Origin of the sequence: Thermosphaera aggregans (genome assembly GCF_014962245.1) — an archaeon.
Taxonomy (GTDB): Archaea; Thermoproteota; Thermoprotei_A; order Sulfolobales; family Desulfurococcaceae; genus Thermosphaera; species Thermosphaera chiliense.
In genome coordinates this window covers 1,021,148-1,047,622 of sequence record NZ_CP063144.1, presented here as the reverse complement: position 1 = coordinate 1,047,622, position 26,475 = coordinate 1,021,148, and the positions used below count along the sequence as shown (strand labels likewise).

23 protein-coding genes are annotated in these 26,475 nt (G+C 45.7%); 10 read left to right on the top strand and 13 right to left on the bottom strand.

Annotated features, from left to right (window positions below):
• Window positions 1-24 precede the first annotated feature (24 nt).
• Window positions 25-5,289 carry a carboxypeptidase regulatory-like domain-containing protein gene (locus IMZ38_RS05895; RefSeq protein ID WP_193435964.1) on the top strand — a complete coding sequence of 1,755 codons (5,265 nt, stop codon included), beginning with the start codon at window positions 25-27 and terminating at the stop codon, window positions 5,287-5,289.
• Between the two features lie 5 nt (window positions 5,290-5,294).
• Here the strand turns inward: IMZ38_RS05895 and IMZ38_RS05890 are convergent, their stop codons facing one another.
• From IMZ38_RS05890 to IMZ38_RS05855, 8 genes are all read right to left on the bottom strand, one after another.
• The gene (locus IMZ38_RS05890) at window positions 5,295-6,302 is read right to left on the bottom strand and encodes an MraY family glycosyltransferase (RefSeq protein WP_193435963.1); all 1,008 of its coding nucleotides are present in this window, start codon (window positions 6,300-6,302) and stop codon (window positions 5,295-5,297) included.
• Window positions 6,289-7,002, bottom strand: coding sequence for an ERCC4 domain-containing protein (locus IMZ38_RS05885; RefSeq protein WP_193435962.1), 714 nt, complete (start codon window positions 7,000-7,002; stop codon window positions 6,289-6,291). Before IMZ38_RS05885 ends, IMZ38_RS05890 begins: the two co-directional genes overlap by 14 nt.
• Before the next feature lie 15 nt (window positions 7,003-7,017).
• Window positions 7,018-7,797 carry a lipoate--protein ligase family protein gene (locus tag IMZ38_RS05880; RefSeq protein ID WP_227410842.1) on the bottom strand — a complete coding sequence of 260 codons (780 nt, stop codon included), beginning with the start codon at window positions 7,795-7,797 and terminating at the stop codon, window positions 7,018-7,020.
• On the bottom strand, window positions 7,790-8,077 hold the full coding sequence (locus IMZ38_RS05875; RefSeq protein WP_193435961.1) for a lipoate protein ligase C-terminal domain-containing protein: 288 nt from the start codon (window positions 8,075-8,077) through the stop codon (window positions 7,790-7,792). The genes IMZ38_RS05880 and IMZ38_RS05875 overlap by 8 nt, the downstream gene beginning before the upstream one ends.
• 151 nt (window positions 8,078-8,228) lie before the next feature.
• Window positions 8,229-8,855: a hypothetical protein gene (locus tag IMZ38_RS05870; protein ID WP_193435960.1), complete on the bottom strand. Its 627-nt coding sequence runs from the start codon at window positions 8,853-8,855 to the stop codon at window positions 8,229-8,231.
• A 96-nt stretch (window positions 8,856-8,951) separates the two neighbouring features.
• Complete coding sequence (locus IMZ38_RS05865) at window positions 8,952-9,671, bottom strand: acetate--CoA ligase family protein (protein ID WP_193435959.1); 720 nt, start codon at window positions 9,669-9,671, stop codon at window positions 8,952-8,954.
• 49 nt (window positions 9,672-9,720) lie between these two features.
• A complete protein-coding gene (locus IMZ38_RS05860) occupies window positions 9,721-10,374 on the bottom strand; it encodes a hypothetical protein (protein ID WP_193435958.1) in 654 nt (217 codons plus the stop codon).
• 68 nt (window positions 10,375-10,442) lie between these two features.
• Entirely contained in the window at window positions 10,443-10,721 is a 279-nt protein-coding gene (locus IMZ38_RS05855) for a DUF7128 family protein (protein WP_193435957.1), read from the bottom strand.
• A 112-nt stretch (window positions 10,722-10,833) separates the two neighbouring features.
• Here IMZ38_RS05855 and IMZ38_RS05850 point away from each other — a divergent pair, with 112 nt between their 5' ends.
• Genes IMZ38_RS05850 through IMZ38_RS05840 form a run of 3 tightly spaced genes read left to right on the top strand, consistent with a single transcriptional unit; the run spans window position 10,834 to window position 14,590 of the window.
• On the top strand, window positions 10,834-12,123 hold the full coding sequence (locus tag IMZ38_RS05850) for a phenylacetate--CoA ligase family protein (protein WP_193435956.1): 1,290 nt from the start codon (window positions 10,834-10,836) through the stop codon (window positions 12,121-12,123).
• A complete protein-coding gene (locus tag IMZ38_RS05845) occupies window positions 12,107-13,576 on the top strand; it encodes an acyl-CoA reductase (protein WP_193435955.1) in 1,470 nt (489 codons plus the stop codon). Before IMZ38_RS05850 ends, IMZ38_RS05845 begins: the two co-directional genes overlap by 17 nt.
• A 12-nt stretch (window positions 13,577-13,588) precedes the next feature.
• Window positions 13,589-14,590 (top strand): NAD-dependent epimerase/dehydratase family protein, encoded by a 1,002-nt coding sequence (locus IMZ38_RS05840; protein WP_193435954.1) that lies wholly within the window; start codon window positions 13,589-13,591, stop codon window positions 14,588-14,590.
• Here IMZ38_RS05840 and IMZ38_RS05835 read toward each other — a convergent pair.
• The 5 genes from IMZ38_RS05835 to IMZ38_RS05815 form a co-directional block, all read right to left on the bottom strand.
• Window positions 14,580-15,221, bottom strand: coding sequence for an HAD family hydrolase (locus tag IMZ38_RS05835; protein WP_193435953.1), 642 nt, complete (start codon window positions 15,219-15,221; stop codon window positions 14,580-14,582). The two genes, IMZ38_RS05840 and IMZ38_RS05835, sit on opposite strands and share 11 nt — an antisense overlap.
• A gap of 62 nt (window positions 15,222-15,283) precedes the next feature.
• Window positions 15,284-16,066, bottom strand: a complete 783-nt coding sequence (locus IMZ38_RS05830) for a hypothetical protein (protein WP_193435952.1) — start codon at window positions 16,064-16,066, stop codon at window positions 15,284-15,286.
• On the bottom strand, window positions 16,063-16,887 hold the full coding sequence (locus IMZ38_RS05825) for a hypothetical protein (RefSeq protein ID WP_193435951.1): 825 nt from the start codon (window positions 16,885-16,887) through the stop codon (window positions 16,063-16,065). The genes IMZ38_RS05830 and IMZ38_RS05825 overlap by 4 nt, the downstream gene beginning before the upstream one ends.
• Window positions 16,877-17,869 carry an ABC transporter ATP-binding protein gene (locus IMZ38_RS05820; protein ID WP_227410841.1) on the bottom strand — a complete coding sequence of 331 codons (993 nt, stop codon included), beginning with the start codon at window positions 17,867-17,869 and terminating at the stop codon, window positions 16,877-16,879. Before IMZ38_RS05820 ends, IMZ38_RS05825 begins: the two co-directional genes overlap by 11 nt.
• A 40-nt stretch (window positions 17,870-17,909) precedes the next feature.
• Window positions 17,910-19,274: an MATE family efflux transporter gene (locus tag IMZ38_RS05815; RefSeq protein WP_193435950.1), complete on the bottom strand. Its 1,365-nt coding sequence runs from the start codon at window positions 19,272-19,274 to the stop codon at window positions 17,910-17,912.
• A gap of 143 nt (window positions 19,275-19,417) precedes the next feature.
• On the opposite strand from IMZ38_RS05815, the gene IMZ38_RS05810 reads away from it, so the two are divergent.
• From IMZ38_RS05810 to IMZ38_RS05785, 6 genes are all read left to right on the top strand, one after another.
• On the top strand, window positions 19,418-20,728 hold the full coding sequence (locus tag IMZ38_RS05810) for a pyridoxal-phosphate dependent enzyme (RefSeq protein ID WP_193435949.1): 1,311 nt from the start codon (window positions 19,418-19,420) through the stop codon (window positions 20,726-20,728).
• 50 nt (window positions 20,729-20,778) lie between these two features.
• The gene (locus IMZ38_RS05805) at window positions 20,779-21,525 is read left to right on the top strand and encodes an ECF transporter S component (RefSeq protein ID WP_193435948.1); all 747 of its coding nucleotides are present in this window, start codon (window positions 20,779-20,781) and stop codon (window positions 21,523-21,525) included.
• A 27-nt stretch (window positions 21,526-21,552) separates the two neighbouring features.
• A complete protein-coding gene (locus IMZ38_RS05800; protein WP_227410840.1) occupies window positions 21,553-22,872 on the top strand; it encodes an ATP-binding cassette domain-containing protein in 1,320 nt (439 codons plus the stop codon).
• On the top strand, window positions 22,869-23,570 hold the full coding sequence (locus tag IMZ38_RS05795) for a hypothetical protein (protein WP_193435947.1): 702 nt from the start codon (window positions 22,869-22,871) through the stop codon (window positions 23,568-23,570). Before IMZ38_RS05800 ends, IMZ38_RS05795 begins: the two co-directional genes overlap by 4 nt.
• 164 nt (window positions 23,571-23,734) lie before the next feature.
• Window positions 23,735-25,126: a TldD/PmbA family protein gene (locus IMZ38_RS05790; protein ID WP_193435946.1), complete on the top strand. Its 1,392-nt coding sequence runs from the start codon at window positions 23,735-23,737 to the stop codon at window positions 25,124-25,126.
• 2 nt (window positions 25,127-25,128) lie between these two features.
• A complete protein-coding gene (locus tag IMZ38_RS05785) occupies window positions 25,129-26,475 on the top strand; it encodes a TldD/PmbA family protein (protein WP_193435945.1) in 1,347 nt (448 codons plus the stop codon).

Below are 26,475 nucleotides of genomic sequence, written 5' to 3'. Positions count from 1 at the left end.
GCGAGATCACGTAAGGTGGGAAATGTGTCTCACAAAAGTATAAATGTAATCCTCCTAGTATTCATACTTATAACATCTCTCTCAACTCCTCTCGCTGCAAGCCAAGGAAATGATGAGGTATTACAGAAGATTCACCCCAACCTGTTGAAAAACATTGGAACCCTGGACAGCAATGTCTTCGTTGAGGTCGTTATAAGGTTGAAACCCTTGCCTGACAATGTGAGAACCCTTGTAAAGGGAGATTACAACCTGGCTGTGGCTAGCTTGAAATCCTGGGCTTCCTACACTCAGGAACCTATAGTTAGAATGATCAATATGAAAGGAGGCGTGATTCTCAACAGGTTCTGGTTGGATAATGTAATCCTTGCAAGAGTCCCCGTGTCATTGGTCAAGATTCTTGCAACCCACCCTGATGTCGTAAAAATATTCGAGAACTTCAGGGTAGAAGTGATACGTCCCGTAGAGAGGGAAAGCATTGAACCCGATCAGCTCGTTAGTAGCTGGGGTATATTCAAGATAAGGGCTAACGAAGTGTGGTCTCTCGGCTACACTGGGGAAGGAATTAGGATTGCAGTACTTGACACTGGTGTGGACATCACTCACCCAGCACTCGCAGGCAAGATGCTAACGCTTGACCCTTCAAGCCCCTACTACCCTGGCGGATGGATGGAGTTTGATGCAAGCGGTAACCCAGTTTTAAGCATGCCGCATGACACGGATGGACATGGAACCCACACTAGTGGGACAGCATTAGGCGGAGACACCTCGGAAATACTCATAGGTGTCGCACCCGGCGCCACCTTAATGCACGGCTTGGTCTTGCCAGGAGGAGGCGGAACTTTCGCCCAGGTGTTGGCTGGAATGCAGTGGGCTGTTGAACCATTCTACCTGGTTGGAGGAACGCCTGTTCCAACGGGTCTGCCGGCTCACGTAGTGTCAATGAGCTTTGGAGCCAATGAATACTATGGCAACGACCTCTTACCTGCTATAGAGAACATGTTGCTCGCAAACATTATCCCCGTAGCATCAATCGGCAACTCCGGCCCTGGAACATCAGGAAACCCAGGCAACATATGGGGCGTTTTCGGCATAGGCGCAACCGATATCAACGACAATGTGGCCTCCTGGAGTAGTGGGAAAGTTGTTTCATGGCCATCTCCGCCTCCAACATGGCCTTTCTTCGACATGTATCCGTCAACATATGTGAAGCCCGATCTGTCAGCACCTGGTGTCTCAATCACCAGCTCGGTTCCAGGAGGAGGATACGAGGCTTGGAGCGGTACCTCGATGGCGGCACCGCATGTTTCAGGCCTCGTAGCCCTTGTCCTCCAGGCGGCTGGCTGGGTGTACTTCGATGTTATGGACACGCCCGAGAAAGTTTACATGATTCTCAACTCTACTGCAATAGATTTCGGCGACCCCGGGCTTGACACGAGGTATGGATGGGGACGTGTGGATGCTTACGAGGCCGTGAGAAAGGCTCAGGAGTACGCTAAGAAGAGCGGTGTGGAAGGTTTTGTCACGGATGTAGTTTCAGGAGAACCAATACCCTGGGCCAAGGTCATTGTGGTAGAGACAAACCAGTCCTTCAAGGTTAACGGTACCGGGTACTTTAAGATACCGTTAGATCCCGGCAACTATACACTAAGGTTTGAAGCATGGGGATACCAGAGCATCGAGGTCCCTGTAACCGTGGTGCTTTTGAACGGAACCATCACTGGGGTGGTCTTTGACGCTATAACCACCACACCTATTCAAGGAGCTAACGTAACAGTGGTGGAGCTGGGTTTAACCGTTGAAACGGATGAGAACGGTACATATCAGTTCTCCGTGCCCCCGGGCACGTACACGCTGGCTGCGGAGGCTACGGGATACCGGTCGGCGGAGACAACTGTTACCGTGGATGAAGCCGAGGTCGTGGTTGTCAACTTCCCACTGTACCCCTTAGGAAACGGTACCCTATACGGCTACGTGTACAACGCTGTTAACAACACGCCCATACAGGACGCGATAGTTTACACATACGTATCAGGCGAGCTGGTCTACAACGTCACGGACTCCACAGGCTACTACCAGTTGAGCCTTCCATCAGGCACCTACTTGGTCAGGGCTTATAAACCAGGGTTCGTCGAAGCCAATGCCACAGTAACGCTAGCTCCTGCTGCAAGCGTCCAGCAAGACTTCTACCTTCAGCCAATACCTCCAACAGTGGTCGTGCTAGGAAACATTTACTCTTACACTAGGCCGCACATAATTGAGATAGTGCAGGGCCTCGGCCTTCCAGCGGTTAACTATACGGATGTCACCGTACTAATCAACGACTGGGTCAACGGGTTAATAAACCCGAAGGTGGTGGTAATAAACTATTTCAAACCCGACCGCTACACATACCCAGCCCTCGCCGACGTGTTAGCATTATTACTGCTCGCAGATGCCTCAGGCTCTACGCTGATATTCCTGGGGACAAGCTACGCAGGCTATACAGCGCTCGACGTACTGCAATACTACAATAGCACACTCGTCAATAACAGCTATCCAGCACCATATAGTAACTTGTATAGGTATCCTACGTACACTTATGTGCAGGCTCACATGCTGAACCTTTCACACCCAGTGTTCAACGGGGTAACGCCGGACATACCGCCCAACAGGTTCTACGTGTGCTCCAGCGGGTACTGTGACTATAAGGTTTACAACTTCACAGACCCTACTGGAAGGCTGAGCATATTAGCATATGTTAACGACACCATGACCGGGTATGAGGGATACTTCGGGGTTGGCGTTGCCGAGTGGATGTCTAACAGCAACGTGCCATGGTACTACCTTGGAAGCTGGGCTGAGAGCTACTGGGTCCAGTACATCGAGCCCGGAGCTGACGGCGTTTACAGCAACAACACTAAGAAGGTACTGGAGAACGCTGTCCTACTAGGCTGGACAGCTATCCCAAGTCTCGGGAGCCCTGACCTCTCAAGACTCGTGAAAGCGTTATCAATACTCAAATCAACACCCAATTCTGGCGGATTCGTGGTTAGCAGAGGAATTGAGAAGAACATCTACACAAGAGTAGATGTCGCGCTCGAGAGACTGCCTTACGGGTTTGTTGAAGGATGGGTGTTAGGGTCGGATGGCGCCGTATTGTCGAACGCTGTGATCCAAGTACTTGGAACACCTGTTACCGCGAGAACCGATGAAAACGGCTACTTCAAGTTCTGGCTACCCGAGGGCTCATATGTTCTCGAAGTGAAAGCCCCTGGTTACAAGTCAGTGTTCTTAGAGGTTGAGGTAAGCGTTAACGAAACAGTCAACCTCGGCGAGATCGTTTTGAAGCGGCTTCCAAGAATAGGGATAATGTGGGATTACGCCGGCACCTTCAAATACGTGTTCGAGAAAAACGGCTGGTACGCTAACACCTATACAAGCCTCCCAGCTCTCACTAACGATGTCTTAGCGGGGCTTATAGACGTGGTGATATATTCTGGAGACTACGGAGTACCATTCCCCTCATCTACCGAGTTCTCAGAATTCCTGAATGCAACGTTCGAGAAAGGCGTGGGAGTAATATGGATGGATAGTTATGGATTATACGGCTACGGTATAAAAGTATTGAACATGTATCTCGGCGACCCAGCATCAGTTGGCTATGGAGGGGGAGCCGGGGAGCTTTTCATCAGGGTGGACAGGCCTCATCCGCTATTCAGGGGATACCCGGTCGGCTCAATGATAATGATCAACTCGTGGACGGGAGCTGATTACTCATACTTCTCAGGTTTCAGCGGAATCACAATAGGTTCGCTATATGTTGGCGGTGTGAGACGTGGTGACGCAGTAGCCTTCAAAGAGTTTGACAACGGGGTTAAATGGGTGTTGCTCTCCAGCTTCGCCATCACAAGCTGGAACACCCCGGACACGTTCACTGATGACTTCTGGAACATTGTGTTAAACTCTGCGAAGTGGCTAGTGCTCAAGCCGTTGCAGGTTTATATTGACAACCCACTCCTCCACGTAGGAGACTCCTACACGTTAACGATAACTGGTGCCGAAGCTAATGACACCCTTGCTATCATGATCGACGGTGAAATAGTAGACTACGTAACCTCTAATGAGAACGGGACGGCAATATACTCAGGCGTTTTAAAACTTGTACCAGGCGGACCCCACCAGTTCGAAGTAATGAACATTGATGAGACACACTACGGTTCAGCAGAGTTCTACGTACTGCCGAAAATAGTGATATCTCCCACAATTATTACGGTGCCTGGGAGGGTCGCGGTGGAAGTCACGGGCTTGAACCCGCTGCAACCTGTATACGTGTACTTGGATGGTAACTTCCTATCAATTAAGACATCCAATGTGAGCGGAGCCTTCGCGGCAACACTCAACATTCCACTAGTCGATGAAGGAGCACATGAAGTATTGATCGCTGACATGCAGGGTGAGACCATAGTATCAGGAGGGATACTCGTTGTGAGCAAACTAGACATGATACTCAACAATACTCAGCAAACACTTATCACACTCGACCAGCTCAACGCAAAAATAATTGAGATAAGGGACAACCTGGTAATGATCAACACTTCCCTCGGAGTTATAAATGTTAAGCTTACCGACATTATCGGCATGTTAAACGTTTTGAATGCAACGATAGTTGAGGTGCGGGATGGCGTTGTATTATTAGATTCAAAGATAGGTGCACTAGCGTTGAATGTTTCAACGCTGCTACAATATGCTGAGGAGATAAGTAGCGAGATAGTGGGGTTAAGAGGCGACGTGGTAATGATCAACACTTCCCTCGGAGTTATAAATGTTAAGCTTAACAATATCATCGAGTTGCTCGGTGCCCTGGATGCAAGATTATCATTGATTAACGATACGATGGTGCTGGTCAAGACGAAGATAGGTGACGTCCAGCTCTCGATTAACCAATTATCTGGCGCGTTAGACTCTGTTAACGCAACATTGGTTGGATTGATAAGAGACGAAGCGGGCAGAATTATTGGAGTCATCAACACTAAGACGGGAGACATACTTGCCGAGTTCGACGTTATAAAGCAGCTGTTGAACGAGAAGCTTCCGGTGACAACAGGTCAATTAAGCAATGCACTATCAACTCTTCAAACATCCGTAAGCTCCATATCCCAGAAGCTCGATGATTTATCTAGCAAGCTAGACGATCTTCGTGCTAAAAGCGAGGAGGGTGTAGCAGGATTATCAAGCTACGCATTAGCCTCAATAGTGTTATCAATAATAGTTCTGGGTCTCCTCGGCTACGTAGGGTTTGTCAAAAAATAATTTTTTTACAAAAACCATAATCCTATCAATCCTATTACTATTTGGAGAAGGCATATGAAGTTTACAACATCTTTCTCTGTTGCCTTACCCTTGACTCGAATCATAGTTTTCAATGCGATGTGGGTTACACTATAGGATTTCCTGTAAGGGGGATTCAACCCTCCATCTTCCTGGGGAATTCCGAAATTCTCCTTATACACTCCGTTGGCAAGACCCCTTAGAAACAAGGCGAACTCTAGGAAGTACAGTGTAAACATGAGTAGTCCAAATCGCTCGAAATTACCGTATATTACTACTGAAGCGTAGAACGCCCCTAATCCATAGGTAAAGGAGTTTCCAGGCAGGACTTTTGCAGGATATTTGTTGAAAATGAGGAATACAAGGAGGGATGCTATTACAGGGAGCATTACAGGTATCAGCTCCAGCATGTTTTTCTTCAGCAGGAACAGGCACGTGAACGATAGAATAACTATTCCCTGTGAAGCCTCAAGCCCGTTATACCCTGCCAGCATGTTAAAAGCATTGCTTGCTCCAACCACGCCTATAGGTACTACAATTAGCGGGTATAAGAGCCCCAGGTCTAATGGCCCTATGAACGGTATTTCAACCACCGAGTATCCTGCTTTAACAGCCATGAGGGGTAGAGCTATAGGTATTGTGAACAATACTCTCGCTATTGGAGAAATCCCCTTCTTCCAGCCTAAAATGTCATCAATGAAGCCTAATAGTCCTGCAAGAATCAACACCTGAGTGGTGGCTAATAGATGTAGATTTCCAGGATCTCTCTCCGAAATCGTTGCAATCGCTATATAAACTAGAATGCTTATTGCAGCGCTTAAGATCACCCATATCCCTCCAGCCTCGCTCACCTCGGGATACCCATATTTGTTCATGTCTTTACCCTTGAACCCTAGAAGCAGTGATTTCGGAATCCACCATTTCAATAAAATGTACGTTGACGCGGCCGAGATAAGTAATGGGAGTGAAACCTCTAAGGCATCAACCGGTTCCATTGCTCTCCCTCCACTCAGTGTTAAATATGAGGAAAATCTCCTCAGCCCTTTTCTCCCCTATACCCTCCACTCTCAGGAGCTCAGATATGGAAGCGTTTGCGAGATTTTTAAGTGTTTTAAAGCTTCTCAGGAGTTTTCTAGCAGTGGCCGGGCCGGCTAGGCTTTCAGCAACATACAGGATTCTCTCGTTAATGCTCAAAGGCTTCTTCTCAACCCTCATTCTGAATACTTTTTTAGCACCGGTTTCTCCGAGACTTTTAGCTTTAAGCACTATCCACTGAATTGTTTCCTCGAACCCGGGGGTGTTTAAAACAGGTATTTCAAACTCCAGGATGAGGGTGTCGAGTATTCTAAGCAAGCTCTGAGGCTTCCACCCTCTATACCTAGCAAGGTCTTCTATGCAACCCTCAAGAATTATCAGCGGCTTATGACCGTCCTGGGCAGCCGCATTTTTCAACAACTTAGACTGCTCCCATATCCTGTTATCTCTTATACTATTGGCGAAATCGTCAACAGTTTTCCTCTCCACTAGGATGCTTTGTTTATCAGGAGGTGAGAGCAGGAGGAAGTCTCCGGCTGGAAGATTTTGAACAGCTACCTTCAACCCAGCGCTTAACAGCTTCTTCTTCGCGTCCGGATGCTTCGAATCCTCCTTCGTATCTATGATTACATCCACGGGGAAAAGCAGTGAAAGGCTCATGGAAACTAACCTTCCCTACCACTCAGGCCTCTTTCTCTCCATATTCCACTCAGGAGTACTGTACTTGGACGAGTAAAGTCTCTCAGCCATCTCTATTTCGTGTTGCTTGGGAAGATCAGGATACCAACCCTTCTTATCCAATGTCTCCGTGAAGGATTCTATTAAGGCTTTTACAATGTCCTCAACCCTTAGCTCTGGCTTCAGCGCACTGATATTGGTGACCCGGTACTTGACGCTTGAAACCCCTTTATCGGCCAGCTTTTTCAACGGGATTTTCAGGATGCCGGCTAAAACGTCGAGGTTTACATTGTAGAGCATTGCTCCGTGAATGAACCCGCAGTTCTGCTCCCTCCTCAAGCTAGCGGCAACCCCGACAACCTTTCTATCCCCTATTATTATGTCGTTCACGTTCTGAACACTTGGGTTGAACCCGAGTTTTTCAAGGGCCTTAACAACTCCCTTTAAAAGATCAACGTACAGGTAGTCGACGTTGACTTTTCTACCAACAGGTTTAACCGATAAGGCAAAGTTTATGTTACCGAGGTCGTGGTAGACTGCTCCACCACCTGTGAACCGTCTTACAACGCCTGCTTTTATCTGTTGAGCATACTCCAGGTTTACTTCTTCCGAAGCCTTCTGGAATACTCCTATCACAACGGCATTCCTGTTTCGCCAGATCCTCAACACGTCTCCGGTTTTATCACTACACCTGCTTTGGAAAAACGCCTCCTCCCATGCGAGATTCATCCATGGATTATCCAGCGTCTCCGTGAACACAACTCTTAGTTCACTCAACCGGTCTCGCCTCCACTATCGTCTGAATGAACTCGTCAAGGGTGCAACCTACAAGTACAGCGCTCTCCCTGGTAAACACATCCCTAATGATGTTAGCCACCGCGTCTTTTTCGAACTTCACGCCTTTCAAAGAATCTTCGACAACCCATATTACTTCTTCAGGATATATGAAGAAGTCGCCCATGATCGTAATATTCCTGATGATGTTTTGATCATCTGCCAGAATTCTCACTTTAAACAACCCCTTTCTAGCCTTGTATTCGTTGTAGTAAGTCTTCAAGGCGATCATCCTTTAGATATAATAAAGAGCAAGAGATTAATATTTTCCACGTCTCATAAAACCCTACTCAGCCACCATTCTTTTTAATAGTTTGATATATGGGACGATATGGGTCGCTGAAAAAGTGCTCGAACCCGGGCTCGTGGAAACTTCACGTAAAGGTGTCACTACCTGAGAATAGCGTGGATACAAGCCGTGTCCACATCGTTTCAATCTGCGCGAAAAGCGCTTTGAACTTCGCCGCACCCCCGTTTTCCGACAGGACTTTGGAAAATTCAGAGAGGAAAGTGTTTAGCTCAAGATACACTGTGTGCAATTTTTCTAAGGGTACCGGTTCTGTTAAAGCCATGTGCAATAATTTTTCAATTAAACCGAAGACAGCTTTGACCAGGACATCATTCTCCAGGATGCTTCCTTGAGGGACACTGTACACGATTGAGAGAGGTAAAACCGCTACTTGATCCGCACACGAAGGAGGAAAACCCTTAGCTGTGAGTAGATGTATTAGAGTTAGAGTAGCAGGTATCGATTTCGAATAAGGCCCGTAAACAAGGTTGTTCAAAAAAGAACCTGCCATCCCGGGCTTGCTTTCACATAGTGATGTCAGAGCCTTATATGAGAAGAGCGATGCCTCTTCAAGCCTTCCCTCAGCTATTAACTGCTCCACGTTCCCCACTACCTCCTCGACACTTGAAGAATTGTTGCGTGAGCCGAATGATTCAGTAATATTTTCTCGGACAGATCTCATACTATTGCCTTCCTCATAACAGTTTTCCAACATGGACAGCACTTACGCCTCCGGGTTTATTAAAATAAATGAATTGGTTAATTAGCATTTAAACAGGAATAAATCTAATACAGCCCTAGGGGTTGCCTAGCTTTTATGATGAACGCCTGGTTTTCTCAAAATAATCCTACCGTCAATAACGTAGGCTTTATCAGGGTATGCGAAAACCGGGTTTAAATCCATGGACTCTATCTCTGGATGTTCATCAAGCATTTTCCCAACAGCCACTATTATCTCCGCAATGGAGTACTTGTTAACTGGTGGTTGAGCCCTGTATCCTTTAAGAATTGCTGAGGTTTTAATCTCATCAATCATTTCCAACGCCTCGTCTATGGTGAGAGGTGCAACCCTGAAAGACACGTCCTTGAAAACTTCGACGAATATGCCTCCTGCTCCAAACATGACAACGCTTCCGAATACAGGGTCGTGGAGTCCTCCGATGATGATTTCAACGCCCTTGGGCATCATGGGCTGGAGGAGGAAGCCGTTGATCCTTGCTTGGGGATTACTCGCTCTGACTTTCTCAGTAATCTCTTCCGCCGCTTTCAGGGCTTCCTGCTTTGACCAGATATCGAGCCTCACGCCTCCTACATCGGTCTTATGGATTATGTCTGGCGAGATGATCTTTATGACGAGAGGAAATCCCACTTTCTCGGCCATTAAAGAGACTTCATCAATGCTTCTAGCAACAGCATATGGAGCTGTTGGAATGTTGTATGCTTTAAGGAGCTCGAATACCTCGTCTTCTAGGAGTTTTATGCGTTCTTCAAGATATACTTTAGTGATCAGGCTTGAAGCAGTACTCATATCCCTGACTGAAGTATGTATTTGAAGGCTTTTAAACATTATTGAAAAACTACTTCTTTCTGCGGAGTAGGAAGAGCAAAACCAGTAAAATCGCTAACGCAGCCGTTACGGCTCCTAGAATCAGAATCCTCCCTTGATTATTGCTGGGTTGCGTGACTGTTGTTGTTTCTGGGTTTATGTAAAGTGTCACAGGATAGTACCCAGGTTGCGTTATAGTTATCAACGTATTTCCATTGAAGTACTTTGTGCTAAGGGATGGTTCAACGTTATATGCTCCAACAAGGTTCATTGTTAGATTGAAGCTTAAATCACTATATCTGGTTAAATCAATGAATGTTGCATAGCTCCCTATGCCGACTTCCTCGAAAACATTCTCAACGATGAAGTATATGGTTATCTCAGAAGTGTTTAATGCTAGAAACGACACTGTATTGTTTTCCAGCTGGTAGTTGCTTATCAATACACCGGTGCTACTTGTTATGTTTATAATGTTTAGCTGTCCTTCAAAGGGAATGTATATGCTAATTAATGTATAGTTAGCTGGGGTTTCAGCATATTTTACTCTAGCATACCCTGTAAAGGAGTTTTCTACAGGGCTTCCTTCAACATATATCTCGAGGCTTGATGATGTGCTGGAATAACCTGTTTGAGCTATAATTAGCGTCAAGGCTATGATGAAGAACAGTATTAAACCCTTCTCCATGTTTATCACCGCAAACACACATTAATAGCATTGCTTTAATAAAAACTTTTGCCCTCGCGATGTTAACATCAACATATCTTGTAGACGTTTAAACGATGCTTGCATATCTTATATACGGGCTTTATTTTTTCTCCTTTAGCAAGCACTTTAAATTTCAAAGTGAAAGCCCCGCTCTCCGCTTGTTCTATGTAACCAATGGATTCTTTCATTATCTCGATATTGCATTTGCCAGGGTTGCTTTTGCAAAATTCTTCACATTTGGAAGCTGTTTCTTCTGATTCATAAATCAACCCACAGATGGAGCACGCATAGTATTTGAAACCATCTACTTCGATGATGTAAACCATGTTTTCCCCTGTTTTCCTAAATCGTTAACCCCCGTAAATACTTTAATTGCAAGGGAAAATTTTATTATCAAGAAGCTTGGTTTTATTAAACAAATCCTATAAGGGTGGTTATTTGAATTCAACCCAGGATTTACCCTCTGTAAACGAGATCATGGAGAAGGCTGTTAAATCCGAGCTCTTAACTCATCCTCACGTTAAAAGACTGTGGGATCTTTCAGGGGATAAAAGTCTTTTCACAAAATCTCCAGAGGAGTTATCCTCATTGAGAAGAGATCTCTTAAGGAGTTCTTTAAAATTCTTTGCTGAGACAAGCGATTTTTACGAAGAATTGTTCAATAGGATAGGGATCGACCCGGGCTCAGCCGAATTAGAGGATCTTGTTAAGCTAGCTGTGCCCTCGGATCTCTTGAGGGGGGAGGGTTACAAGCGGTTCCTGATAGAACAGGTTAAGAGCGAGCCCGCTATCGTTTTTTCATCCAGCGGAACAACCAGTAACACACCGGTTAGGGTTTTCAGAACTTACTTGGAATTAGCAATGATGACTAGAGCGAACACCTACCTGTTCGAGTATGTATATGGGGGTGAGCTGAGAAAGGGGGAGGGAATAGCTTTATTCCTTGCTGCTAAAGAGCTTAGGAGCCGGCTTAATTTCGTAGCATTTGTCGACCTTGCTCTCCAGGGAAAGGAAATCCCGCTCTTATACGGCATGGAGTTGTCTAGGGAGGAGGCTAGTGGTTCTCAATGGAGAAAGCTTGTCCCTAATAAGAAGGTGATAATGGAGTTTTTCAAAAGCAAAGAAGAGCCTAAACTGCTGTTCACAGCTCCAGCTGGCGTATACCTCCTGTCCAAGCAATTTGAATCTATGAATTCACTATTGAAAATCCTCAGCAAGATAGTGTATAAAGTTCCACCTGTGGATTTAGGGGAGGGAGGGGTGATTGTAACAGGCGGAGGCAGTAAAGGTTTTCAAATCCCTGATTACGACACCATTGTGAGTTATTCAAGAAGGTTCTTCAAGGCGAGACGGAATGGAATAGAACAACCAGCACCGTTCATGGATGTGCTCGGCATGACCGAGACTCTCACCGCTTTAATTGATAATTATGGCTTAATGGGAAAAATCCCGCACCCCCTTCAAGAAGTATTCTTATTAGATCCTAAGACCTTCAAGATCATCCAGGAACCTGATAGAGAAGGTATTCTGGGAATCTACGACCCGCTTGCAGTTTCATGGCTGGAGGTCTTCCTGCCAGGCGATGTCATGAAGTTTAAATATTCTAACAGGTACTATGGAAAAGAGTTTCAATATGTGAGAAGACTATCCAAGGATGAAGGCTGGGAGCTCCAGCGTGCCTGTGGAGGCACCCTTGAGGAGTTGATGACTAGTGGTGGACGAGAATAATGCTGTGAAACCCATTTATTTCACGAAAATAGAGACGCGAGATGATGGATCCGGAGTATACGAGCCAACGGTTGAGTGGCTGGACAGGTTTTTAAATCGTAGTGTAGAATTATCCCAGAGCCTTCTCCAACTAGGCTTTCGCAGAAGAATAAGAGTGTTGAGCGAGATGGGGAAAATTTGGAGTGAGAAGCTACCTACTATCGAGGAGAGATTAGCGCGTAGCATTTCTAAAAGCACAGGCTACAGCGAGGAAAACGTGAAGCTGGATTTAAGACTGGTTGAACAGGTGTTAAACGAGGCTAATATCGTTGAACTCTTCGATAAGGGATTAATCGGGGGTTGGCTAAGTCTTGACCAACCGGTTGAAATCAGTAACGGAGAGTTCGTGTGGAACAAGCCCCTGGGATCCTCCCTAATAATTTCCTCTGGTAACACGGTCATACCGGCTGTGCTACCGACAGTTGTCTCCCTAGCCTCAGGGAACGTTACCATATTGAGACCATCACTCAGCAACTACCCTGGAGTAGCAGAGATTTTCACCACGCTTTTCGAGCTAGCTGAAGGCTCCGTGGAGGGCTCTCAAGAGATTGCTTCAGCCCTCCTGGTCTCATACTTTAAGCATGATAGCAAGGTGTTTGAACACCTCCTAGTCTCAACACCTCTTGGAGTGGTCAACTACTGGGGCGGGGAGCCGGGTAGGAGTGTTGTAGCTAGTAGGGTGTTAAAGAATCCTTACCACCCCAGGCTGGTTGTTAACGGACCCCTTACAGGGCTAGCCATAATAGATGAAGAGTCCGTCTCGGAAGGAGTGGCCTACGGGTTAGCAAGGGATGTAATACTATATGATCAACAACTGTGCAGTTCTCCAACCTACGCTTTGTTCATAGGTTCGAAAGAAAGTGCATTGAAGTTCGCTGAGAGCTTGGGTGAGGCTTTAAACCATCTTGGGGGGAGATTCCTTCGAGAGATGGGAGAAGGAGAGCTGTATAGCCTGATACTGCTTAGGAAAAGCTTGGAGCTCCAAGGTGCAAGAGTTTTTTACTCGGAGAACCCGGGCAATCCTTGGACGATCGCTGTTGAAACACCGGAGATCGGAAAACATTCAACACACAGTTTAAAACATTCGTACTCAACACCTAGGAGGCGATTCATCGAGATAATAGTGTTGAAGGATATTGGAGAGCTAAGGGAGGTGGCCTCTTTTCTGATTAGAAGGCTGAGGGAGAGCGGGATGGATAAGTTCCAGACAGCTTCCTTAAAGGTTTCAGAGAGAAATCTCAACCACGTGTTAAACACGCTGTCGATTCTTGGGATTTACAGGGTTGTTCTAATAGGGGAATCGTTTTTTAGAACTCCACTAGAACCCTACGATGGCGAGTTCATGCCTAGATATTTCACATACACCATGTATCTCCGACTAGTCGAGAAATCCGGCGTGCTGAAAATAATTTGAAGGGGGTTGGCCTTGAGGGTTACCGTGACAGGTGCTACAGGGTTTCTTGGCTCCTACGTTGTAGACAACCTGATCAAAAAGGGCTTCACTTTAAGAGGAACTTATCACACTTCTGAGAAAAGGCAGGCCTTGTTAGCGAAGAATGTTGAACCAGTATATATGGATTTAGAGAGACCCGAGACGTTTCTGAACGTGGTGAAAAATACTGACATATTAATCCACCTAGCAGCCTACTACACTTTCACAGGGAAGAAGAACCTATATTACAGGCTCAACGTGGAGGCAACTAGAATACTTGCAGAGCAAGCATTGAAGCATGGGGTGAAGAGATTTATTTATTGTAGCTCAACTGAGGCAATAGGCCCAGTGCAAAACCCTCCAGGTGACGAGGAGACGCCTCCTAACCCGCAGTTCGAATACGGTCGCTCAAAACTCCTCGCCGAGCTACAAATAAAAGATCTAGCGGCCAAGGGGCTCTCCTACACTATAGTAAGGCCCAGTGGACTGTACGGCCCGGGGAATGTGAACGATGTGTCATACTGGTTTATAACATCTTTCGCGAAGGGAGGCTTCTTCTCGAAATTCAAAATAGGAAATGGCGAGACGCTTATACAATTCGCACACGTTGATGATGTTGCCAAGGGTTTCACGCTAGTGGTTGAGAAACTGGAAAAATCTGAAAACCAAGTTTTCATTCTCTCAGAGGATAAAGCTTACACCTATAACGAGGTTTATAAGATTCTATCAGAGCTTACAGGTAATCCGCCGCCGAAATATAGTTTAACCCCCGCGTTGGCGAAACTCCTTTTATCGTTCACTCACGCATACTCGCTTCTAAAAGGAGATAATAATTTGCTACTGAGGAGAAGCATTGTTGACTCGGTGACTAAGCATAGAGCATACAGTATTGAGAAAGCGAAGAAGCTTTTGGGTTACTCCCCAAGGTATAGTTTGAAGGAAGGGTTGAGAGAGACCATTGAATGGTATAGGCTGAAGGGATACATTAAGAAATAACGTCTATAATATTGGTTAGCTCCTTCAACACTTTCCACGGCTTACACTTCTCTAAGACACTTACCCCCCAGGGCCTCATAATGAGTAAGAATTTAACACCCGCATTTACTGAGGCGATGCAGTCGTAAAGAGTGTCTCCGACGAAGAAGGCTTCAGTCTTGGCAACGTTCAATTTGTCTAGAACGTGAATAATCATGTCAGGGCTTGGCTTAGGTCTCAGATCGTTTACTCTTCCTTGGATTATGTCGAAATACTTTGATATGCCGAAATAGTTTAGCATTATCTCTGCATGCTCCTGCTCTGAGGAAGTTACCACGCCAAGTTTAAAGCCTCTCCTCTTCAACTCGGAGAGAACTTGCACACTCTCCGGGTATAATTTCAACTCTCTTTGCCAGTTTTTAGAGAAGCATGAGAAAATGTCTTTAATGACTTTCTCGATCACCACGGGTTCTTGCGTTTTGAGCACCTCCGCCACTACTTGCCAGGTGGGTAGACCCATCAGGCCTAATAGCTCATGCTCGCTGGCTTTAACGCCGTGGTGTGAAAGCCCTTCTCCATAGCATTTAATTATTAACGGCACGCTGTCCACTATAGTGCCGTCTAAATCGAATAATACTGCTTTACCGCTCATTTTTCCAAACCCTTTTACGTAGAATCTTAACCCCTGAAGGCGAATAAAAGCTTGAGCGCTATCTAAATCCTATATTCTAAGCCGTGTCTTGCGATCAGCTCATCAGACTTCTTGGATAATACCCAGCTAATATACAAGTAAGTGGGTGTGAGGATTCCGGTCAATAATACTAGAAATGCTGGTTCAAAACCTGAAACCCCGTAAGAAGCTCTTAAAAGCTCAGCGGATAAGCTGGCAGGGTTTAGGAAGGCAATGTAAGGGAGAGGATATGTTGATGCAGGAATGATTGTTCCAACTGTTACAACTATTTGGAGGAGCCCTGTCCATGAACCGCTTAGCCTGGTCTTAGTGTAAAGGTAGCCGGCTAGAGCTCCATAAAACAATTCGACAACCATTAATGTGGATAGTCCTAGCGCTATTAGCAAGGGATTCCCCTCTAACCACCACGCAGGGTCAATACTGTAAAACCCGCTCGACACTAATCCCAGCAATGCTAGAGAAGCCATGCCTGCTAGCAGAAGGTCTACGGGCAATGTACATACAATATAGTGGTAAACCCCTAGCCCATTCTCCCTGAACATGTCTGTTAAACCATCATGAACCATCCAGCGTAGAAACTCTGTCCCAGTCCACAACCCGGTTGAGGCAAGGCTCATCCCAACGATCCCGGGGACTAAGAGCTTCAAAGTAATCACTGGGTCAGGTGAAAGATAAGAGGCCGGGATTATCAGTATGATCGACCAGAAAACACCATTAATTATCCATGATATGTAGCTCGTAAGGTGGAGCCTGGCTAGAACTCCACCCACATATAGAAGTCTAAGATATCTTGTCAACATCTTCAACCTCTTCTCACCCTGGTATCAACAGTCTTATTGATGCTGACTGCTACGAGGTAGTATGCCGTGAAGAGCATGGAAATTACCGTGAGAGGGGTGTAAACCTCAGGTGGAAACCCCTTCAAAACCACGAGCTGTATTAACTCAACAGTGTACGGTATAGGTGTGGCTGATGCAATGGCTCTCAGGACAAGCGGGACTAGTTGCAACGGGATGTAAACCCCGGCGCCTGATAGCAGTATGGGAACAATAGTATTGGAAACACTCCAGGGCCGCTTCACGTTTGTGTAGAACACGATTAAAACTCCTATAATACCCGATAAGACTCCCAGGACGAGAGATGAAAGTGTTAACGCTGCGAGGAGTTGTAAATACAGGCTTAAGCCTGTTGAGCCTAAAAGTATTGAAAGAGCCGGAACTAGATAGAGAGTTGAAAGGAACGTCATGATTAACGGTCTAATAACTGAGGTAGCTAACACGTATACTGGAATGCTGGTTGATTCCAGAATAATAGTGAACGAGCCATAAACCTTGAACTCTGCGTACAAAGTCTGCACAACATCGCCCACGGTAACAGCCACAACTGTTAGTATTGCTGACAGGCTTAAACTAAATACGAGCGCGTCTGTAAGCGTCATCACATGGTTGAAGAGACTGCTGAATCTCTGTAGCACGAAGTCTACATCGCCAATGAGGGTTGGTAGGAAAACTATGCCTACCCCGTATATGGAAGGAAGTAGCCACATCGTAACATAATCTCCTATGAATCTTTTCAGCCAAGCAACCTCCCTGTAGACCAGGGCTGTTAAAACACCTTTAATACTCATCTAGAACACCGAGAATAGCTAAGTAGGCATCCTCAAGCGAGGGCTCTATGAGCTGGAGATCCAATATTTTAACACCATGTTCTTTCGAAGCCTTAAATAAAACCTCCACAATGTCTTCTCTATTCGAGGATATTATCGCGTTGACTTCAACCCGTCCATTGCTGTTCACTTTTGAAGCAACTCTTTTGACATCCAGGCTATCTGCTACAATCTTCTTAAACAATGGCTCCGAATCCAACGTCGTCTGAACTTTGAGCTTAAAGACTAGGCCAACCCTGCTTTTCAACTCACTAGGGGTTCCCGATGCTACCACTTCTCCCTTATTAATGATCGTTACAGTGTCCGATACTATTTCTATTTCATGCATGTTGTGCCCGGTTACAAGTATCGTCCTCCCATCCCTAGCTAGTTTAACAAGCATTTCCCTAACATGCCTGCTACTCTCAACATCCAAGCCTAGCGTGGGCTCATCTAGTAGAAGCACTTCGGGATCGTTTAAAAGAGCCTTGGCGATGGCAAGCCTAGCCCGCATGCCAAGGCTGTATGTGAAGTAGGGCGAGTCTGAAGCCTTTAACTCTTCGAGTCCTACTAGCTCCAAAACCTCCCGGGCTCTTCTACGAGAATCAGATAGCGAAAGCCCTTTCAACAGGCCGTAGAAAACAAGGTTTTCGAAGCCGGAGAGAGATGAGTAGAATCCTTTTGAAACATCTATTGCAAGACCTATTATCCTCCTTACTTTTTCAGCTTCCTTAACAACATCAAATCCTTTTATGCTCACTAACCCGCTATCCGGTAGGAGAAGGGTTGACAGAATCTTAATGGTGGTAGTTTTCCCAGCCCCATTAGGACCTAGAAGAGCATGGATTTCGCCCTTACTCACGTTGAAACTCACATCTTTGATCGCTTCGATAAACTTAGTTTTCCTAAAGCCCTCTCTAACCCTGTAGCTCTTCTTTAAATGCTCGACAATAATGGTTTTCAACAGGGATCCTCCTTCAGCTAGACGTTACTGCTTGTTTAAATTAATCTTTGATAACGGGTTTTAACCATTTACCGTGAACAATCCATGCAAGAGCGATTAACCCTGTTATGACATTGCTGATCGCCATCCCGGCCCACAAGCCCTTTACCCCCAGGCTTAAAGGACCCGGACCGAAAAGGTAGGCTAGAATATTCCTTAGAAACCAGAGTCGAAGAATAGTTATGTACATGACCGGTTTCGTATGGCCAGATCCCTGTGCCACACTGTATGCCGCCCTGAGCATCGTGAAGAACACTATTGAGGGTCCCATGAGAAGGATGAAATCGGATGCGTGCTGTATAACCTCGGGGTCTGATGGAATGAATAAGCGTGCCACCTCGTATCTCAAAGCAATCAGCGTGAAAACTCCTACAGAGGTTATTCCCGTAGCTAGCAGGATTGCCTTATAGGCTGCTTCCTTAGCTTTCCCAAAGTTCTCAGCCCCTAGGTTTTGCCCAATAATCGTGGATAGGGCGGCTAGAATGCTCCCCACCAGGATTTCGAGTAGGCTAAAGGGCCTGTCCCCAACACCCCAAGCGGCCAGCGCGCTGGACCCCATAAGGCTTATTATTCCCGTTAGCACGGTGAACCCTGCAGCATCGCTTAGGGATGAGATTGAAATCGGCAACCCTATCTTGAAGAACTTCTTGATCAGGGAGAAGTCAAGCTTTAGGTCATCCTTTTTGAGTCTTTCACCTTTAACCCCGCGGCTTGAGAGTAGAGCTAGCGAGATCATTCCCGACACCAGGTCGCTTAGCAGTGTTGCTATGGCGGCACCGGCTATGCCGAGAGCGGGGAAGCCGAAGAGGCCGAATATCATTATAGGGTCTAAGACGATGTTGATTGACACTCCTATCAAACGGATTTTCATGATTGTTAAAGTATCGCCTGCCGCCGAGTATATTGAGAGGATGGAGTCCATCAATCCGAATATTGGGAAGCCTAATGCAAAGATTCTTCCATAGATGACAGCGCCCTCCCTAACCTCTGCTGGGATTCCAATGAGCTCCAGGAAGAATGGGATCGCCATGTATGAGAGGATTCCAAGCGGTATTCCTGTAGTCACGGCAACAAACAATAGTTGCCCTCCAGCATTCAATGATCTCCTATAGTCTCCAGCACCCCAGTACTGTGAAACCAGTGCAAGCCCTGCCTGGAAGAGACCGGCTAATCCAGCTATAATTAAGAATAACACGGGCCAAGTCGCGTTCACAGCTGCTAATGCTTCTCTTCCCAGCCTGCCGAGCCAGTACATGTCTGTTAAATTGTAAACGACTTGTAGAGCTTGCGTAACCCCTATGGGGAGTCCAAGCTTCAGCATAGTCTTCAAAACCGGTTGTTTAACAACCCATTGTTTATCATCCATTTTTGAACACGCCTAGGGTTCACAATTAATGTTCACTTATATAACTATATTAGAGCATGAGTGGACAGTGTTTTGGCTACTTAAAATAGTAATACTGGTCAAGATAATTAGTTTCGACATGATAGATTAAAAGGGGTTTATGCTTGCAGTTTAAGTGCTCAAGCTGTGGAGAAGTTTTCTGGGATATTAAAAGAATTACATGTCCATACTGCAACAGCTTGCTGACCTCGGTGTTCGAGTGGCATTTCTCCATCAGGGAGGACTTGAAAGGAATATGGAGATTTGCCAATATGCTTCCACGCTTCGAAAACACTATTACAATGGGTGAGGCTAACACTCCTTTACTTGAGTCTAGCAGGCTTTTCAAGGGTATGAACGTTTATTTCAAGGACGAGGGGCGCAATCCCACTGGGAGCTTCAGGGATAGGGTAGCACCGTTAATAATTGCTGACGCTTTAGACACCGGTGTGAAAAAGCTCATCCTTGCCAGCGATGGAAACATGGGGGCAAGTATTGCCGCCTACGCTGCAAGGGTTGGTTTGAAAGTAACAGTATATGGTCCTTCGTCAATGGAGGATGCGAAGGCTCTTCTAATACGTGCATACGGGGCAAAGCTGATTCTCAGCGATCAATCCATTGAGTCCTTGCTTGAGACGGTTTCCAGAAAAACAGCTAGCGGTAAGACATATAATGCGTCAACGCTGCACAATCCTCTCTCAATCGAGGGGTTGAAAACAATAGCTTATGAGATATTCCTCGATCTTAAGCGTGTTCCTGAGAAAGTATTCCTACCTCTTGGTAGCGGGGTCACGTTACTGGCACTATACAAGGGTTTTAAAGAATTAGTTGACGCAGGCGTGGCTGATAGAATACCGAGGCTCATCGGAATAGAGCATTGTGGAAGCCCAAAGTACTCACAGGTTTTGAAGGAGAGAGTTGAGAAATGCAGGGAACCTGTTTTAACAGGGCTAGGATACAGTCAGCCTTACATAAAAGAGGCTGTTTTAAAAATTATCGAGGACTATGGAGATGTAGTCGTTATCGACTCTAGCGGAGCGGTTAAAGCGGCAAAGTTGCTGTCTAAAAAGGAAGGGCTTTTCGTGGAGCCCTCGTCAGCGGTAAGCTTGGCAGGATTCTTTAAATACGGAGAAGTTGAGGACTCCGTTATTTTGCTAACGGGCCACGGCTTGAAAGCACCACTTCTTTACACAAGGCCTAATCGAAAAAGGTTTTCCACCCCGTTCCCAGGCATCACTAAGAAGATGATTCTTGAGCTAATATCTAACAAGCCAGGTCTCACAGGGTATGAGGTATGGAAGCATCTTGGAATAGATGTGACGCCCCAAGCGGTTTATCAGCATCTCCGAGACCTTGTGGAAATGGGGTATGTTGAAGCCAAGCTTGACGCGGGCGTGAAAAAGTATTTTGCAAGACATATTGAAAGTTTTACTTAAAGGATAAACTTAATATTTCAAATATTATTTTTCTATTAAATGGTGATAGCATGTCTGCTAAAGCACTTGGAACAAGGAGAATCATCAATATTGTTGTATTCACTGTTCTAGTGTATTCCGCTACAGTAGTGCTTCAAATATATCAACCGGTAACGGGAGGGTATTTCAACCTTGGAGAATCAATGATATATCTCGCAGCTCTTTTAACAGAACCAATTGTTGCCGCATTTGCTGGAGGTGTCGGCGCGGCCTTAGCAGACATCTCCACCGGGTATGGATTGTTCGCCCCCGGCACATTAGTGATAAAATTCATTGAAGGCTATGTTGCAGGGTATCTTGTGAAGCGGTTTGGGAAGGTCTATAAAGCCTACTACTCTATGCTTGCAGGGGGTTCTCTAACAGTTGGGTTGCTCCTATTCGGAATATTCTTCTACTCTGGAGAAGTTTACGTGGGTCCAGGGGAATGGGCTGGAATCACTCTTGAAGCACCTATTTTAAACATACCTGTGTGGGCGTGGATACTAATAGCATTCGTGATCGGCGGGCTCGCCACTTACGGCTTATCTAAGAATATTGTTAACTTCTCTGAAACAATAGCTCTGCTAATAGGAGGCGTGTTAATGGTTACAGGCTACTTCCTTTACGAGTACTTCGTATCAAACCCGTTGACCGGTAGACCCCCGGTGAACGCTGTATTTGAGATCCCTGTGAATGTTGGTCAAGCATTAGTGGGGATTGCTGTTTCAATACCGGTTGCTTCCTGGCTGAGGAAAGCTGGTTTTTTTGAAAAAGAATAAAATCATTGTATTAACTATTCAATTCTATTGCTAAAGGTTAAACGGTATCATGCTATGCAACCGGTTATAGACGTTGAAGTAAGCGAGGCAGGATATCCCGGAGGCTTCACTATTAGAAACATAGAGTTCGAGCTCTACCCGGGAGAGCTTTTGGTGATTGCTGGAGAATCAGGAAGTGGGAAAACCACGCTCGTAAGGGTTTTAACAGGTACTATTGGGCTGGTCGGAGGATATTTCAAGGGTAAGGTATTGATAAGGAATACTCCCATCGATGAGATCTCTCCTGATGAATTTTACTCCGATGTAGCATACATCCCGCAGGAACCATGGTTTGCTCTAGTAGGCTACTCTGTGGAAACAGAATACTGCCATTCGTTAGCGGTAGCAGGATATACTTGTGAGTTTTTCGATCTGATGAAGCTCGGGCTTGGAAGGAAGCTGAAGAATCCAACATACGGGTTAAGCGCTGGAGAGACTCAAAGATTAATATGGGCTGAGTCCTTAGCAAGGAGTTCCTCGGTGTTTATTCTAGATGAGCCACTTGTCTACATTGATAAGTATGCTAGGGAAATGTTGCACAGTGTTGTTGAAACAGCTCTTAAAGACGGGAAGACTGTGGTGGTTGTTGACCATAATCCCTTATTCTGGAGGGATCTGGCATCTAAAATCATTTACCTGCATAACGGGCAACCAGTATATTCCGGGCACTGGAGAAATGATTTCTTCTCTCACCCTCCGCTGCCTGAACGCGGTATAAGAAGCAGTAATGAGTTTGCGATCAGGCTTGAAAACATATGGTTTAAATATCCAGGAGGAGACTATTTGTTCAAGGATTTCTCGCTAAGCATTAAGGAGAGAATTATAACAGGGCTTACAGGACCCAACGGGTCGGGTAAATCAACACTGCTCAAGATAATGGCCGGGGTGTTAAAGCCAAGTAAGGGCAGGGTAGTTGGGAAAGGGAAACGCATATACATCCCGGAAAACCCGCTCATCTACTTCACCAAGCCAACGCCCTGGGAGGAACTCCTCTATGCAAGCGGGGGCAATGAATCTAAACTGCTCGATATAGCTGAACGCTTCAATCTTAAAAACATATTGCACCGTCCTCTTGCAAGGCTCAGCTCAGGTGAGAGAAGGAGGGTAGCGCTGGCTTCAGCGTTTTTATCAAACTATCAAACCTACTTGTTGGACGAGCCCACGGCAGGGCTTGATGATGTTAGTTCTCACCTGGTTTTAGAGCACCTAATAGAGCTGGCTGAGTCTGGTTTAACAATAATCGTCTCAACACATGATGAGAGGGTTTTCAAAATCCTGGACGAGACGGTTGAGGTGGGCGGGAAGTGAGCGTGGTTGGCGCGCTCGTATCCATAATTTACAACGTCTTCTTCTTGCATAGCGAGGAGGGTTTTAGACGCGCTGAACCTTTCTCGAAACTAATTTTTATCCTGTGTGTTCTGACATTGATGCTACGCCATCCACATGGAGTCATCATTACGGGTGTTTTAACACTTCTCCTTGGTCTTTACTATCCCGGGATGGAATGGGCGTTGTCGACTCTGGTTTTAACGAGTCTTGTAGGAGCTTACATGGGTGGTTCCACGTTGCTGAGCAATTTTTTAGGGTGGAGTAGCTTAAGCATTCTCGAAATACTCTTGGTAGTAGCTCGAACTATAACCTTATCAACTACTATTATTTTCATAGTGGTGATTATAAGCCCTGTGTCTCTTACGAATATTCTGAGGAAAATCGGTTTTAAGAAACAAGCGGTTCATATCCCTCTTCTCATATGGAGACTTGTCCCCTACGGCATGAAATGGTTCGTGGAGTCTTTAATGATTGGTGCTTTGAAAAACGAGAAAACGACGGCTAGAATCCCTGTGGTAGTAGCTGGATTAGTTGAGGTAGGGAGGTTTTTAGAGGAGTATTCGTATCACAGGCTGAGCTCGGAGATGAAGACTCCCATACTCTTGGTGAAGGAGGAATATACTCCAGACATCATTCTCGTATTTTTCTCTTTTCTAATGTTATTGCCGCTTAGATAAATAACTCAGGCAGCCACCGCTTCTTCATCGAGAAGATCTCCGCAGTGTTCGGGACCTTCAGCACCATATAATGGGTTTTTCAACCAAGCCTTAAAAACCTTCAATTAATACTATAACGCAACCTATTTATTTCGTAAATGAATATTTAAACAAAGTTGAGACCTATGGAATTAGATTTTGACTCCGTAATTACCCATGGAATCAAACTAGGGGCCGAATTCGTTGACTTAAGATACCAGGAGCACTTGTATGAAACCATAGTCCTGGATAATGGAGTTGTAAGGGATGCCGGGGTATCCTTTTCCCGAGGAATAGGTGTGCGCGTGTTAATTGGAGACAGAGTTGGCTACTCCTTCACGAACATCATGTCTAACGAGAATCTTAAACTCACGGTAGAGAAAGCCTTGAAGATAGCAAAAAGTAGTAGTCCTTATAGTGGCACTGTTTCAATGGAGTCTCGAGGCACGTTTAAAGACAAAATTATAAGTCATTACGGAATAGACCCGTTTGATATCGACTATGCTGAGAAAATCGAAATTCTCAACACAATGCATAAGAAGTTGAAGGAGTTTAAAGAGCTCTCTAGTATAACGATTCCATACGCTTTTGAAAAGGATAGGCGAGTCTATGTTTCAAGCAACGGAGACTTCATCGATTCTACGCGAAGAATGATTGGTGTTGGATGCAGGTTGGTTGCGCATTCAAACAATAATTACGAATCCCTTTCAGTATCCGAGTCCACTGTGGGGGGTTGGGAGTTCTTCAAGACTATTGATTTAGAGGAATATGCTTCAGCAAACGCGAAGCTCTTGATAGAATCGCTAACCGCTCCGCGAGTCACCCCTGGAAGATACGATATTATTCTCGACAACGAGATGGTTGGCTTAATGCTTCACGAAGCCTTCGGTCATGCTACTGAAGGCGACATTGTGGAGGCAGGGGGAAGCGTCTTAGCGGGGAGGATTGGTGAGCAAGTAGCAAGTGAACTGGTAACTATAGTTGATGACGGGCGGGTTCAAGGAGGTGTTTACGTACCCTACGATGATGAAGGCACTCCGAAAACCAAGGTTTTCACGGTTGAAAACGGGGTTTTAAAATCGTTTTTACACAGCCGCTCAACAGCGAAATCGTTAAGAGGCCTTCTCACAGGCAATGCTAGGGTCATGTCCTACAATCACTCGATTCTTGTAAGGCAGACGAACACTTACATGTTGCCACGGGATTGGAGCGTTGAAGAAATGATCAAGGATATGAGGAAGGGTTTGTACGTGAAAGGAAAAGGAGCTCTCGGAGGCGAGGTCAATCCTTTAACAGGCTCCTTCACATTCACAAGCGGTCCAAGCTATCTCGTAGAAAACGGCGAGCCTGTTAAGCTGGTGAAAGGGGTGATGCTTTCAGGCATCATCTTAGATACTTTGAAGAGAGTTGACGCGGTTGGAAAAGACCTTGTCGTGAAAACAAGCGTTTTCGGCGGGTGCGGTAAGAGTGGTCAAATGGTTAGAGTCGGGGACGGGGGTCCTCATGTGAGGGTTAGAGGTTTCGTGCTAGGTGGTTAGAAATGGATGTTGAGTTTCTCCTGAAAATGGGTAGGACTAAAGGACTTGAGGGCGTAGAGATATACAAGGTTGAAACAGATTCACTCGCCCTTACAATCTCCAATGATAAGGTGAAAGAAGCATCAGCCTCTAAAACATTTTCAATGGGCGTTAGGGGATATGTAGGTAAGAAAGTGGCAGGCGTAAGCATTAACGATGAAAATCTAAATGCTGAAGTAGCGTTCGAGAAGCTTTCCTCACTGATTAAAACAAGCATAGAGGATCCAAACTGGGTTGGTTTCCCGCCGCCGCGTAAAGGATTTATGAACATTGCATGCAGGGATGAGAGAATAGTCCATGCAGACTATGCTGAAGTAATGAAGGCGATCAAAGAGTTAATGGAGATAATGAAGGATGAGGCGGTTAGAAACGGAGCTGAGAGAGCATCCGTCGTTGAAGGAATGGTTAGACTAGGGGCTCAGAAAATAACTGTCGCAAATTCTGAAGGTGTTCACACAGAAGACGAGTGTACTGTTTCCGGCATCTTTATGGTTTTGAAAACCGTTGCTGGGAGAGGAGAGTCTGACAAGTCCTTCTGGATTGTGAACAGGAGGTTTGATTTTGCAGAGCTAGAATACCTCGGAATGAATACAGCCAGATTATCATTAATGTTCGCGGGTGCTGAGAAGATTGAGACCGGTGAATATGATTTAATACTAACACCGGAGACGTTCGCAGGCATACTAGCATCCGCTCTTATCCCTGCGTTCTCAGCATTAAACATTCTGGAAGGCAGGAGCCCTCTTAAGGATAAGTTAGAATCCATGGTGCTTGATGAAAAGGTAAACATCCTGGACAACCCTGGCATGCCGTTTGAAATCGGTAGCAGAGGTTTTGACGATGAGGGCATGCCCACCAGCGCCAAGGTTTTGGTCAGGAAAGGCGTGTTAAAAGAAATCTTGCACAACTACTACACCTCGGCGCGGATGAAGCTTGAGACCTTAGGCAACGGTTTCAGGAGAAACCCGTCTTCTCCAACAACACCTTATCCTACAAACTTCCATGTTCAGCCAGGTGAAAGCAGGTTGGAGGATTTACAACAAGAATTAAAGAAGGGTCTAATAGTTTACGAGACTATTGGCCAGTGGATGAGCAATCCCTACAACGGTAACGTTAAAGCGACAGCAACCCATGCACTACTTGTAGAGAACGGGGAGGTTAAAGGTCCTGTTAAAGGTGTGTTAATAACAGGAAATGTTTACGAGTGGCTTGGAAGCAGGTTAAGAGGTATTGGAAGGGAAGTCTTCACATCGGAGGGTGTTGCAACACCTGGATTATGGGTTGAAAAAGTCAGGGTTGCAGGAGAGTAG